Source organism: Streptomyces sp. NPDC002580, from assembly GCF_042889485.1.
Classification (GTDB): domain Bacteria; phylum Actinomycetota; class Actinomycetes; order Streptomycetales; family Streptomycetaceae; genus Streptomyces.
On the sequence record NZ_JBIAQZ010000001.1, the window covers coordinates 466,040 to 479,059 of the forward strand.

General features: G+C 69.5%; 9 protein-coding genes and 2 tRNA genes. 8 read left to right on the forward strand and 3 right to left on the reverse strand.

From position 1 onward, the window contains the following. Window positions 1–176 precede the first annotated feature (176 nt). Window positions 177–1,517 carry a PQQ-binding-like beta-propeller repeat protein gene (locus ACFYW7_RS01980; RefSeq protein WP_389497054.1) on the forward strand — a complete coding sequence of 447 codons (1,341 nt, stop codon included), beginning with the start codon at window positions 177–179 and terminating at the stop codon, window positions 1,515–1,517. A 21-nt stretch (window positions 1,518–1,538) separates the two neighbouring features. Here ACFYW7_RS01980 and ACFYW7_RS01985 read toward each other — a convergent pair whose 3' ends face one another. Together ACFYW7_RS01985 and ACFYW7_RS01990 are read right to left on the reverse strand one after the other, a co-directional pair. Beyond that, a complete protein-coding gene (locus tag ACFYW7_RS01985) occupies window positions 1,539–1,931 on the reverse strand; it encodes a hypothetical protein (protein WP_389497055.1) in 393 nt (130 codons plus the stop codon). A gap of 135 nt (window positions 1,932–2,066) precedes the next feature. Beyond that, a tRNA-Gly gene (locus tag ACFYW7_RS01990) sits at window positions 2,067–2,140 on the reverse strand. 151 nt (window positions 2,141–2,291) lie between these two features. On the opposite strand from ACFYW7_RS01990, the gene ACFYW7_RS01995 reads away from it, so the two are divergent. The 5 genes from ACFYW7_RS01995 to clpX all read left to right on the forward strand — a co-directional run bounded on the left by ACFYW7_RS01995 (window position 2,292) and on the right by clpX (window position 7,242). Continuing rightward, window positions 2,292–2,368, forward strand: a tRNA-Pro gene (locus tag ACFYW7_RS01995). 201 nt (window positions 2,369–2,569) lie between these two features. After that, on the forward strand, window positions 2,570–3,964 hold the full coding sequence (gene tig, locus ACFYW7_RS02000) for a trigger factor (protein ID WP_389497056.1): 1,395 nt from the start codon (window positions 2,570–2,572) through the stop codon (window positions 3,962–3,964). A 416-nt stretch (window positions 3,965–4,380) separates the two neighbouring features. After that, window positions 4,381–4,986, forward strand: a complete 606-nt coding sequence (locus ACFYW7_RS02005) for an ATP-dependent Clp protease proteolytic subunit (protein ID WP_060897745.1) — start codon at window positions 4,381–4,383, stop codon at window positions 4,984–4,986. A 117-nt stretch (window positions 4,987–5,103) separates the two neighbouring features. Next, on the forward strand, window positions 5,104–5,784 hold the full coding sequence (locus tag ACFYW7_RS02010) for an ATP-dependent Clp protease proteolytic subunit (protein WP_261708770.1): 681 nt from the start codon (window positions 5,104–5,106) through the stop codon (window positions 5,782–5,784). A 171-nt stretch (window positions 5,785–5,955) separates the two neighbouring features. Further along, on the forward strand, window positions 5,956–7,242 hold the full coding sequence (clpX, locus tag ACFYW7_RS02015) for an ATP-dependent Clp protease ATP-binding subunit ClpX (protein WP_389497057.1): 1,287 nt from the start codon (window positions 5,956–5,958) through the stop codon (window positions 7,240–7,242). Window positions 7,243–7,514: 272 nt separating this feature from the next. Here the strand turns inward: clpX and ACFYW7_RS02020 are convergent, their stop codons facing one another. Then, complete coding sequence (locus ACFYW7_RS02020; protein ID WP_389497058.1) at window positions 7,515–8,474, reverse strand: hypothetical protein; 960 nt, start codon at window positions 8,472–8,474, stop codon at window positions 7,515–7,517. Window positions 8,475–8,610: 136 nt separating this feature from the next. Between ACFYW7_RS02020 and ACFYW7_RS02025 the strand changes: the two genes are divergently transcribed. Together ACFYW7_RS02025 and ACFYW7_RS02030 are read left to right on the forward strand one after the other, a co-directional pair. After that, a complete protein-coding gene (locus tag ACFYW7_RS02025) occupies window positions 8,611–11,262 on the forward strand; it encodes a valine--tRNA ligase (RefSeq protein ID WP_389497059.1) in 2,652 nt (883 codons plus the stop codon). Window positions 11,263–11,484: 222 nt separating this feature from the next. Continuing rightward, window positions 11,485–13,020, forward strand: a complete 1,536-nt coding sequence (locus tag ACFYW7_RS02030; RefSeq protein WP_389497060.1) for a bifunctional folylpolyglutamate synthase/dihydrofolate synthase — start codon at window positions 11,485–11,487, stop codon at window positions 13,018–13,020.

Here is a 13,020-nt window from a genome sequence, read left to right on the forward strand (position 1 = left end):
CGCCCGCCTCGACCCCGGCGGCACCGGCCTCGCGGGCGGTTCGGCACGTCCGGGCCACGGGCCTCGCCCCGACCGGGTTCCGGCGGCCGCGCCCACTTGCCCGGGCCCGCACGGCGGGTGAAGATCTCTGAGCCTCTGTCGTCATGGCAGAAGGCGGAGTCTGCCGGGGGGCGGCCATGGCGCAACGGATGAATCTGCTGGGAGAACCGGGCGTGGGGCCGGCGACGGGACCGGGCAGACCCGTTCCGAGCCGTGCGGACGTGCGGGAGGGCCTCTGGCAGGCGTGCGGTGCGTTCATCACGCTGGTCATCGCGCTGGCCGTGCTCGCGGTCGGTTCGCTGGTGGACCGGCACCCGTCCCAAGACGTTGTCACCGGGCCCCACGGCCCGTTCCCCGCCGCGTTCGCCGACGGCGCCCCGGTCGCGCCGGAACACGTCATACGCCGGAGAGCCGAGTTGCAGGTCCTGGCGCACGGGCTGTCCCTGCGGTGGGTCGGTTCCGGCCTGGCGGCGGTGAACCTGCGGACCGGCAAGGAGTACTGGCGCTACGAACGCCGGGACGCGGACCGTACGTTGTTCTCCTTCGAGGCGTCGGAACGCACCGTGGTCGCCGGCTTCGACGACGGGAGACTCGTCGGTGTCGACCTGCGCGGGGGCGGGCCGCTGTGGAGCGCGAAGGTCCCCCGGGAGAAGGGCTTCCGGCTCGTGGAGCTCGTCGGCGGCCAGGCCGTCACCTCGGCACCCGGCGCCGTACGCGCCTTCGGCGAGCGCGACGGCCGGAGCCTGTGGACGATGAGGACGCCCGCGTCGTGTCCCGAAGTGCTCCTCTACTCCGTCCACGCCCTGCCGGACCATCTGAGCGCCGTCCAGGTGATGTGCAACGTGGTGACCCCGGACCGGGGCGAGTACAGCCTTCTGCTCGGTGTCGACGACCGTACGGGCGAGGTCCTCTGGCGGCGGCGCACCGTGGACCCCAAACAAACGGCGTGGGGCGACGAACACACCCTCCTGGCTCCGGACCGGAACGACGAGGGGACCGTCCGGTCGCTCGACGTGAACCGTCGAGGGGCCTTTCCGCGGCACGCCTTCCCCCGCGACGAGCTGGACATCGTCGCCGCGGGCGGCGGCACCGTGGTGTCCGGCACCGATCCGGGGGACGGCTCCGCGTACCGCGACACGCTCCTGCGCGCCTACGACACCAGGGACGGGCGCCTCTCGTGGCGGCTGCCGGCGCCGGACGGCCAGGAGTACGGGTTCCCCGTGATCGCCGACGGCCGGGTGTACGTCGTGCGCCGGCGGTTGATCACCGAGGCGGACGTCGGTCGCCCGCTCGGCGCCGACCTGCTCGTCCTGGAGGCGGCCACCGGACGGCTGCTCCACACCCTGGCACTGCCGGCCCAGACGGTGCGGGACGACGACGAGTACTTCGAGAAACTCGACGTCACCGACACGGCCGACGGCGCCCTGAGCATCGAGAGGCGAGACGGCGAGGGGACCCTGCTGGTCGCCACGGACTGAAGGCCGCCCGCCCGAGCCCGGTCATCGATCAGAAGTGCGACCCGGCGCCCGGCCGTCGACGGCTGTCGGCTCCGCGACCGCCGAGCCCTCTCCCCGACGGTCGCCGGTCGGCGGCGTCCACAGACCCAGACGCCGAAGGCGCCGCTGCCTGTGACGCTCTCCCCAGGCCGTCAGCCCGAAGACCACCCCCAGGGCCGCGCCCAGGCCGCCCGGGATCAACGCCTCACCCGGTGACGCGTGGTCCCCGAGCGCGGCCGCCGTACAGAGGATCGCGATCGGCGCACCGATACAGACACCGAGGCCGAGCGGATGACGAGCGGCGAAGCGCTGGGAACGCGTCGGGGACTGCTGCCCGCCGAGCACGCGGTCCACGGACCAGAAGGCCCTCTTGAGTCTGTCCTGAGCGGTCGGCACGGCCCGGAGTCTAGGACCGGCCCGGAACTCGGCCAAGAGAGCCGCCGTCTCCTTGCGGGACCGGCGCCCCTGTCCCGTGGAAAACGACTGAGGGCCAGGCGGAGGAACGAACCTCCGGCCTGGCCCTACGCCATATGGAGCGGGTGACGGGAATCGAACCCGCGTAGCTAGTTTGGAAGACTAGTGCTCTACCATTGAGCTACACCCGCGCAGAACGCGCCGCAGGTCAGCGACCGCGGCACAGGATGCATCGTAGCGGGTCGGCCGCCCACATCGCACACTCCGTTCCCGCCCGCGTCGACGCTCGCACAATGCGGCAGCCGCACTGTCTGCGGGCATGTACCCTACGTGTCGCACCGACGGGGTGTGGCGCAGCTTGGTAGCGCGTCCGCTTTGGGAGCGGAAGGCCGTGGGTTCAAATCCCGCCACCCCGACCACCGGCTGGAACCCGATGGGCTCCGGTCCGCACAAGATCACCTTTTGGGGCGTGTACCGCCTGCGGCTACTATGCAAGCTGCGTGCCCGTATGTCTGCAGTGTTACGTCTCTCAAGGGCCGTGAATCCGCTCAAGGCTCTGCCCGACCGGCAGAAGCACGCAGCAGAACCCCCCAAGAAGTCAGCCACAAGGAGACCGAACCGTGAAGAGCGCCGTGGAGACCCTGAACCCGACCCGGGTTCGGCTCACTGTCGAGGTGCCCTTCGAGGAGCTCAAGGACAGCCTCGACGCGGCGTACAAGAAGATCAACCAGCAGGTCACGGTGAAGGGCTTCCGGAAGGGCAAGATCCCGGCGCGCATCATCGACCAGCGGTTCGGTCGCGGCGCCGTGCTCGAAGAGGCCGTCAATGACGCGCTCCCGAAGTTCTACACCGAAGCGGTCAACGAGGCTGAGCTGAATGTCCTCGGACAGCCTGAGGTCGACATCACCGAGCTGAAGGACGGCGAGACGCTGAACTTCACCGCCGAGGTCGACGTCCGCCCGACCATCGAGATCCCGGACTACTCCGGCATCGAGGTCGAGGTCGACGCCATCGAGGTCAGCGAAGAGGACATCGAGAAGGCCGTCTCCGACCTGCGTGAGCGCTTCGCCTCGACCTCCCCGGTCGAGCGCGCCGCCCAGGACGACGACGTCGTCACCCTCGACCTGGAGGCCAAGGTCGACGGCGAGGTCCTCGAGGACGGTGTCGCCAGCGGTGTCTCGTACACCATCGGCTCGGGCGAGCTGCTCGAAGGCATCGACGAGGCCGTGAAGGGCCTGGAGGCCGGTGGCGAGACCACCTTCACCTCCGAGCTCAAGGGTGGCTCCGCCGCCGGCAAGGCCGCCGAGGTCACCGTCAAGGTCACCCAGGTCGCAGCCCGTGAACTGCCCGAGCTGGACGACGAGTTCGCGCAGCTCGCCTCCGAGTTCGACACCCTCGACGAGCTCAAGGCGGACAGCCGCAAGCGCCTCGAGAACATGAAGCAGTACGACCAGGCCACGCAGGCCCAGGAGCGTGTCCTGGAGAAGCTGCTCGAGCTGGTCGAGGTGCCCGTCCCCGAGAAGCTGCTCGAGGACGAGATCAACACCCGTAAGCACAACCTCGAGCACCACCAGCTCGGCCAGATGGGCATGGACCTCGCGAAGTACCTGGAGATCCAGGGCAAGACCGAGGAAGAGTTCGACGCCGAGACCAAGGACGCCGCGGTCAAGGGCATCAAGACGCAGTTCGTCCTCGACGAGCTCGTCAACAAGGAGAAGCTGAACGTCAACCAGGAGGAGCTCACCGAGCACCTCATGCGGCGCGCCGCCTCCTCCGGCATGTCCCCCGACCAGTTCGCCCAGGCCGTCGTCGAGGGCGGCCAGGTCCCGATGCTCGTCGGCGAGGTCGCCCGCGGCAAGGCCCTCGCGGTCGTCGTCGAGGCCGCCACGGTCAAGGACACCAACGGCGAGATCGTCGACCTGGACGACGAGGAGGAGGAGGACGAGACGGCCGAGACCGCCGAGTCCGCCGACGCCCCGGCCGAGTCCGAGTCCGAGGACAAGCCCGAGGCCTGATCACCTCACCAGCACGCCTGGACGGGCCCCCGGGGACTTCATCGTCCCCGGGGGCCCGTCCGCGTTCGGGGGCGCGAGGAACTGCGCGAGCAACCCCCACCGGGCCGCGGGCGCGTCCGCTTCCCGGTGCGTACGGAGGACGCGGCCTTCCGAGGGCGCCGCGGACTCCCCGAGCCGCTCCGGAGACGGGACCGGAGCCCCGGTGAAGCCGGCGCCTCGCATGCGCTCACAGCGAACAGTTCCCTCTGCGGGATTCCCCGGGGGGACCCGCGCGTTAGGGTCCATGAATACGAGGGCAGGGGAGTCTCCGGACGCCGCCGGGAGGCGGCGCGGAACCCGGGGTCCCAGGCCCTGCAGAAGACGTGAGACGGCCCGGCGCCGTCGCAAGACGAGCAGGTGGATACGTGACGAATCTGATGCCCACAGCTGCCGGCGACCCTATCGGTGGTGGCCTCGGCGACCAGGTCTACAACCGACTGCTCGGCGAGCGGATCATCTTCCTCGGCCAGGCGGTCGACGATGACATCGCCAACAAGATCACGGCGCAGCTGCTGCTCCTTGCCTCCGACCCGGACAAGGACATCTACCTTTACATCAACAGCCCCGGCGGCTCGATCACGGCCGGCATGGCGATCTACGACACCATGCAGTACATCAAGAACGACGTGGTGACGATCGCCATGGGCATGGCGGCCTCGATGGGCCAGTTCCTGCTCAGCGCCGGTACGCCGGGCAAGCGCTTCGCCCTGCCGAACGCCGAGATCCTGATCCACCAGCCCTCCGCGGGTCTCGCGGGCTCCGCGTCGGACATCAAGATCCACGCCGAGCGGCTGCTGCACACCAAGAAGCGGATGGCGGAGCTGACCTCCTTCCACACCGGTCAGACCGTCGAGCAGATCACTCGTGACTCGGACCGCGACCGCTGGTTCGACCCGATCGAGGCCAAGGAGTACGGCCTCATCGACGACATCATGCCCACCGCTGCCGGAATGCCGGGCGGCGGCGGCACCGGGGCGGCGTAAGCCCCTCCAGCGCCCCCGAGGGCGGCGCAGGGCCCCTTCCCGCTCCCGGGCGGCACAGGGCGCCCGGCGCGTCCTCAGCCGACCGCTCAGCCCTTTTCAGGCTTTTCAGGAGACACAGTGAACGACTTCCCCGGCAGCGGCCTCTTCGCCCGCACGCAGGCCGAGTACACCGGTCCTCGCGCGGAGTCCCGCTACGTCATCCCGCGCTTCGTCGAGCGCACCTCGCAGGGCGTGCGTGAGTACGACCCGTACGCGAAGCTGTTCGAGGAGCGCGTGATCTTCCTCGGCGTGCAGATCGACGACGCCTCCGCCAACGACGTCATGGCGCAGCTCCTGTGCCTGGAGTCGATGGACCCCGACCGTGACATCTCGGTCTACATCAACAGCCCCGGTGGCTCGTTCACGGCCCTCACGGCCATCTACGACACGATGCAGTTCGTGAAGCCGGACGTCCAGACGGTCTGCATGGGCCAGGCCGCCTCGGCCGCCGCGATCCTGCTGGCCGCCGGTACGCCGGGCAAGCGCATGGCGCTTCCGAACGCCCGTGTGCTGATCCACCAGCCCTACAGCGAGACCGGTCGCGGGCAGGTCTCGGACCTCGAGATCGCCGCGAACGAGATTCTCCGGATGCGTGCCCAGCTGGAAGACATGCTGGCCAAGCACTCCACCACGCCGATCGAGAAGATCCGCGAGGACATCGAGCGCGACAAGATCCTCACCGCTGAGGACGCGCTCGCGTACGGCCTGATCGACCAGATCATCTCCACCCGGAAGATGAACAACTCCGCTGTCGTCTGACGTACCGCTGTATCGTCGGCCGCTCGTCCGTCGCCGCTTGGCGCGGTTCACGACAAAGTGAACCGCGCCAAGGGGGGCCCGAACGGGGGGCTCGGCAAGGTACCGTCGGACATAAGGCAGCACCAGGAGCCGCTGGACCTAGGCGTCTCCCAGGCGAAGGGGAAGCACACCGTGGCACGCATCGGTGACGGCGGCGATCTGCTCAAGTGCTCGTTCTGTGGCAAGAGCCAGAAGCAGGTCAAGAAGCTCATCGCAGGCCCCGGTGTGTACATCTGCGACGAGTGCATCGATCTCTGCAACGAGATCATCGAGGAAGAGCTCGCGGAGACGAGCGAGGTGCGCTGGGAGGAACTCCCGAAGCCCCGCGAGATCTACGAGTTCCTCGAGGGGTACGTGGTCGGGCAGGAGTCGGCCAAGAAGGCCCTCTCGGTCGCGGTGTACAACCACTACAAGCGCGTCCAGGCCGGCGAGAACAGCACGGGCCAGAACCGCGAGGACGCCATCGAGTTGGCGAAGTCCAACATCCTGCTGCTGGGCCCCACGGGCTCCGGCAAGACGCTCCTCGCCCAGACCCTCGCGCGCATGCTGAACGTCCCGTTCGCCATCGCCGACGCGACGGCGCTGACGGAGGCGGGATACGTCGGCGAGGACGTCGAGAACATCCTGCTGAAGCTGATCCAGGCCGCCGACTACGACGTCAAGAAGGCCGAGACCGGGATCATCTACATCGACGAGATCGACAAGGTCGCCCGTAAGAGCGAAAACCCGTCGATCACGCGCGACGTCTCCGGTGAGGGCGTGCAGCAGGCCCTGCTCAAGATCCTCGAGGGCACGACGGCCTCGGTTCCCCCGCAGGGCGGACGCAAGCACCCGCACCAGGAGTTCATCCAGATCGACACGACGAACGTCCTGTTCATCGTGGGCGGCGCCTTCGCGGGTCTGGAGAAGCTCATCGAGTCCCGGGCCGGCGCCAAGGGCATCGGCTTCGGAGCGACGATCCGCTCGAAGCGCGAGCTGGAGTCCAAGGACCAGTTCGCGGCCGTCATGCCGGAGGATCTGGTCAAGTTCGGCATGATCCCCGAGTTCATCGGCCGTCTCCCGGTGATCACCTCGGTCCACAACCTGGACCGCGAGGCGCTCCTGCAGATCCTGGTCGAGCCGCGCAACGCCCTGGTGAAGCAGTACCAGCGTCTCTTCGAACTCGACGGCGTGGAGCTGGACTTCGAGCGCGAGGCCCTGGAGGCCATCGCGGACCAGGCCATCCTCCGCCAGACCGGCGCCCGAGGCCTGCGCGCCATCATGGAGGAAGTCCTCCAGGCCGTGATGTACGAGGTGCCGTCCCGCAAGGACGTCGCCCGGGTCGTCATCACCGCCGACGTGGTCCTGCGCAACGTCAACCCCACCCTCATCCCGCGCGACGCGCGCCGCGGTGGGCCGGGGGAGCAGAAGACGGCGTAACCGAAACACGCGAAGAAGCAGGGGCCCGGCGACAAGTCGCCGGGCCCCTGCTTCCGTATGCCCGCCTCGTCCGACGCGTGGGCGACGCGTGTCCGCGCTCCCGGTCGCCGCATCGCCGGCCCGGTGCGGATCCACGCCGGGAACGATGGCGCGCGAGCCGCCCGCGTCCGGCCCTGACGGATCCGAGGGCACGGGGACGGGCGCATGGGGACGGGCACACGGACGAGGCGCCCGGCGGGATTCGCGGGGCGCCTCGTCCATGTGCCGGAACGTCAGACCTTGACGCGGATGTCCTTGCGCAGGGCCGCGGTCACCTTGGCGGACTCCTCCATGCTCACACCCTGGCCGCCTTGCGCCGGAACGCCGAACCCGAGCGTGCTGTAGTCGGACCACATGCACAGGTACTGGGTGTCGGTCTTGCCGGTCGCCGAGTTCGGCGCCTTCGCCTGCTGGCACTTCATCAGGGCGCCGTCGAGATCGGCCGGGCTCACGGACTTGGGGTCGCCGATGAACTCGATCTTGCTGGTGGAGTTCTTGGCGGAGTCCTTCTTGAGGTTGGCGAACGCGGAGTCGAGGGCGGCCTCGGGGTCCTTCACCTTGCCGTAGAGGCCGGAGAAGGTGATCGTCTTCGATCCCGCGATGGCCGCGGGGTCCTTCAGTGTCTCCGGATCGGTGAGGTCGATCGTGGAGTAGATGCCGCCGACGGACTTGGCACCGGTGATGCCACTGGCGGCCAGGTTCTTCGCATCGCCGGAAGAGGCGTCCTGCGGCTCCTGGGCCTTGCCCACGCGCTGGTACTGGTCGTCGATCACCTTGGCCGGCGTCGTCAGCTTGTGCGGGCCGTCGTCGGCCACGTCGGAGCTGCTGGTCCCCGCGAAGAGGAGGTAGCCGCCCACCGCGATCGCCGCCACCACGGCTACCCCGCCGATGATGAGGCCCGTCTTCTTCTTGCCGCCCGACGGCTCGGGAGGCATCGGGACCGTGCCGTAGGGAGGCTGCTGGCCGTACGGGGGCTGCTGCCCGTAGGCGGGCTGCTGGCCGTACGGAGGGGCCTGCGGCGGGACGCCCTGGGGAGCGTGCTGGGGGTGGCCGGGCTGCCCGGGAGGAGCCTGCGGCGGGTAGCCGTAGCCGGGCTGAGGGGCCTGCGGCTGCTGGCCGTAGGGGCCCGGCTGACCGTACGGTCCGGGCTGCTGCGGCTGCCCGCCGTACGGGCCCGGCTGGTTGTAGCTCATTCCTGGGTTCCCCTCCAGATACTTATGCTTTCCGAACATCCTGTCGTACAGGTCAGGCGCTCAAGCCCCCGGGGACCGCACCGTTACGAAGTAATCGAGTTTCGGGACAGGGGCGTGACGCCTCTAAACTGACCCCGTGACCGAAAACGCTCAGCAGCAGCCATCAGAGCCCAACACCGAACTGCCGACCCAGTACGCGCCGGCCGATGTAGAGGGGCCGCTGTACGAGCGCTGGGTGGAGCGCGGTTACTTCGAGGCGGACGCGAAGAGCGACAAGCCTCCGTTCACGGTCGTCATCCCGCCGCCGAACGTCACGGGCAGCCTGCACCTCGGCCACGCCTTCGAGCACACCCTCATCGACGCCCTCACCCGCCGCAAGCGCATGCAGGGCTTCGAGACGCTGTGGCAGCCCGGCATGGACCACGCCGGCATCGCCACGCAGAACGTCGTCGAGCGGGAGCTGGGCAAGGAGGGCAAGTCGCGGCACGACCTCGGCCGGGAGGCGTTCGTCGAGCGCGTCTGGCAGTGGAAGGCCGAGTCCGGCGGGCAGATCTCCGGGCAGATGCGCCGCCTCGGCGACGGCGTCGCCTGGTCGCGTGAGCGCTTCACCATGGACGAAGGCCTGTCCCAGTCCGTCCAGACCATCTTCAAGAAGCTCTACGACGACGAGCTGATCTACCGCGCCGAGCGCATCATCAACTGGTGCCCGCGCTGTCTGACGGCCATCTCCGACATCGAGGTCGAGTACCAGGACGACGAGGGCGAGCTCGTCTCCATGAAGTACGGGGAGGGGGACGACGCCATCGTCGTCGCGACCACCCGTGCCGAGACGATGCTCGGTGACACCGCCGTCGCCGTCCACCCGGGTGACGAGCGCTACAAGCACCTGGTCGGCAAGCTCATCAGGCTGCCGCTGACCGACCGTTCCATCCCGGTCGTCGCGGACGAGCACGTCGACCCCGAGTTCGGCACCGGTGCCGTCAAGGTGACGCCCGCCCACGACCCGAACGACTTCGAGATCGGGCAGCGCCACAACCTGCCCAACATCGCCGTCATGGACGAGCACGCGATCATCACCGTCCCCGGTCCCTTCCAGGGCCTGGACCGGCTCGAGGCCCGTTCCGCCATCGTCGCCGCGCTGCGCGCCGAAGGCCGGATCGTCGCCGAGAAGCGTCCGTACCAGCACTCCGTGGGCCACTGCTCGCGCTGCAAGACCACCATCGAGCCGCGGCTGTCCATGCAGTGGTGGGTCAAGGTCGGCCCGCTGGCCAAGGCCGCGGGCGACGCCGTCCGTGACGGCCGCGTCAAGATCCACCCGCAGGAGATGGAGAAGCGGTACTTCGACTGGGTCGACAACCTCCACGACTGGTGCATCTCGCGGCAGTTGTGGTGGGGCCACCGGATCCCCGTCTGGTACGGGCCCAGTGGTGAGATCGTCTGTGTCGGTCCCGACGACGAGGCCCCGACGGGCGAGGGCTGGCACCAGGACACCGACGTCCTCGACACCTGGTTCTCCTCCGGCCTGTGGCCGTTCTCCACGCTCGGCTGGCCCGAACAGACCGAGAGCCTCGCGAAGTTCTACCCGAACTCCGTCCTGGTCACCGGCTACGACATCCTCTTCTTCTGGGTCGCCCGGATGATGATGTTCGGCCTGTACGCGATGGACGGCACCCCGCCGTTCCACACCATCGCCCTGCACGGCATGGTCCGCGACCAGTTCGGCAAGAAGATGTCCAAGTCCTTCGGGAACGCGGTCAACCCGCTGGACTGGATGGACAAGTACGGCTCCGACGCGCTGCGGTTCACCCTCGCGCGCGGCGCCAACCCCGGTGTCGACGTGCCGATCGGCGAGGACTGGGTCCAGGGCTCGCGCAACTTCGCCAACAAGATCTGGAACGCCACCCGCTTCGCCCTGATGAACGGCGCGACGGTCGAGGGCGACCTCCCGCCCGTCGAGGAGCTGTCCGCCACCGACCGCTGGATCCTGTCCCGGCTGAACGCCACGGTCGCCGAAGTCGACGCCCTGTACGACGACTTCCAGTTCGCCAAGTTGTCGGACGCCCTGTTCCACTTCGCGTGGGACGAGGTCTTCGACTGGTACGTCGAGCTGTCCAAGACGACCTTCATGGCGGGCGGCGAGCCCGCGAAGGTCTCGGGCCGGGTCCTCGGCGAGGTCCTGGACGTGACCCTGCGGCTCCTGCACCCGGTCGTCCCGTTCGTCACGGAGACCCTCTGGACCACCCTCACGGGCGGCGAGTCGGTCGTCATCGCGGAGTGGCCGAAGGCCGTGTCCGTTCCCGGCGCCGAAGCGGCGGGAGGCTTCCGTGACATCGCCGCCGAGCAGGAGATCGAGGCGCTCCAGCGGGTCATCACGGAGGTCCGCCGCTTCCGCGCCGACCAGGGCCTGCAGCCCGGCCAGCGGGTCCCGGCCCGGCTGACCCTCGACGGGACCGCGCTGGCCCCGCACGAGGCGGCCATCCGTCAGCTGCTGCGTCTCCAGCCGGAGGGCGAGAGCTTCTCGGCCACGGCGACGCTGCCGGTGGCGGGCGCCACGGTCGCGCTCGACCTGTCGGGCACGATCGACTTCGCCGCGGAGCGCAAGCGTCTGGCCAAGGACCTCGCCGCCGCCGAGAAGGAGAAGGCCCAGGCCAACGGCAAGCTCGGCAACGAGGCGTTCCTGGCCAAGGCCCCGGACAACGTCGTGGACAAGATCCGGGGGCGACTCGCCAAGGCGGACGAGGACATCGCCCGCATCCAGGCGCAGCTGGACGGGCTCCCCGAGGCGTAGCCCGCCGCCCCGCCGCACGCAGCCGAAGGCCCTCCGAGACCGCTCAGGTCCGGGGGGCCTTCCGCCGTACCCGGCCGGGCTCTCCCGTCCCGTCCCCGGGGGCGCCGCCCCCGGGGACGGGACGGGTAGGGGACGGGTAGGGGCGGAGGGGGCGAAAACCCCCGTGTGGCACCACACGCCCCCACACGCCCCCACACCCCGCCGTCTCCGTAGACTGGCCCCGTGAGTGACCTCCCCCCGCACGACAGCAGCGCGTCCGACGAGCCGGAACACGGTGACCCCCACGGTCTCTTCGACGAGATCGTGGCGAACGAGACCGACCGAGACCCCGACCTCGCGGTGATCGAGGCCGGCAGCCGCACCCTGCGGACCCAGGGCGGCGGCCCGGAGGCCGACGTACCCGGGCGGCCCTCCGACCCCGAGACCGACAAGGCGCTGCGCGAGGTGGAGGCCGAACTCGCCACCCGCTGGGGCGAGACCAAGCTGGAGCCGTCCGTCAGCCGGATCGCGGCACTGATGGACGTCCTGGGGGAGCCGCAGCGCGCGTACCCCTCGATCCACATCACGGGCACGAACGGCAAGACCTCCACCGCCCGCATGATCGAGGCCCTGCTCGGCGCCTTCGAGCTGCGCACCGGCCGCTACACCAGCCCCCACGTGCAGTCGGTCACCGAGCGGATCAGCCTGGACGGGGCGGCGATCAGCGCCGAGCGCTTCGTCGAGACGTACAACGACATCAAGCCCTACGTCGAGATGGTCGACGGACAGCAGGAGTACCGGCTGTCGTTCTTCGAGGTGCTGACCGCGATGGCGTACGCCGCCTTCGCCGACGCCCCCGTGGACGTCGCCGTCGTCGAGGTCGGCATGGGCGGCAGCTGGGACGCCACCAACGTGATCGACGGGGACGTCGCCGTCGTGACCCCCATCGACCTCGACCACACCGACCGGCTCGGCGAGACGCCCGGTGAGATCGCCGTCGAGAAGGCGGGCATCGTCAAGCAGGACGCGACCGTCATCCTGGCCCAGCAGCCGGTCGACGCGGCGCAGGTGCTGCTGAAGAAGGCCGTCGAGGTCGACGCCACCGTGGCCCGCGAGGGGCTCGAGTTCGGCGTCGTCGGACGGCAGGTCGCGGTCGGCGGGCAACTGCTCACGCTGCGCGGTCTCGGCGGGGAGTACGAAGAGGTCTTCCTGCCGCTGCACGGCGCCTACCAGGCACACAACGCCGCCGTGGCGCTCGCCGCGGTCGAGGCGTTCTTCGGGGTCGGCTCGGCGCACGCCAACCGGCTCGACATCGACACCGTGCGCAAGGCGTTCGCCTCGGTCACCTCACCGGGCCGCCTGGAGATCGTGCGGCGCTCGCCCACCGTCGTGCTCGACGCCGCGCACAACCCGGCGGGCGCCCGCGCGACCGCCGAGGCCGTGAGCGAGGTGTTCGACTTCAGCAGGCTGATCGGGGTGGTCGGCGCGAGCGGGGACAAGAACGTCCGGGGACTGCTCGAGGCCTTCGAGCCGATCTTCGCGGAGGTCGTCGTCACACAGAACTCCAGCCATCGCGCGATGGACGCGGACGAACTGGCCGGGATCGCCGTCGAGGTCTTCGGCGAGGACCGGGTCCAGGTCGAACCGCGGCTCGACGACGCGCTGGAGGCCGCGATCACGCTCGCCGAGGAAGAGGCCGAGTACGCGGGCGGGGGCGTCCTGGTCACCGGATCCGTCATCACGGTCGGCGAGGTCCGACTGCTCCTGGGGAGGGGCTGA

Excerpts from the sequence above, each read along its gene's own strand:
- ACFYW7_RS01980 (WP_389497054.1), top strand. The coding sequence starts at position 177 with ATGGCGCAACGGATGAATCTGCTGGGAGAACCGGGCGTGGGGCCGGCG.
- ACFYW7_RS02005 (WP_060897745.1), top strand. The coding sequence starts at position 4,381 with ATGCCCACAGCTGCCGGCGACCCTATCGGTGGTGGCCTCGGCGACCAG.
- ACFYW7_RS02020 (WP_389497058.1), bottom strand. The coding sequence starts at position 8,474 with ATGAGCTACAACCAGCCGGGCCCGTACGGCGGGCAGCCGCAGCAGCCC.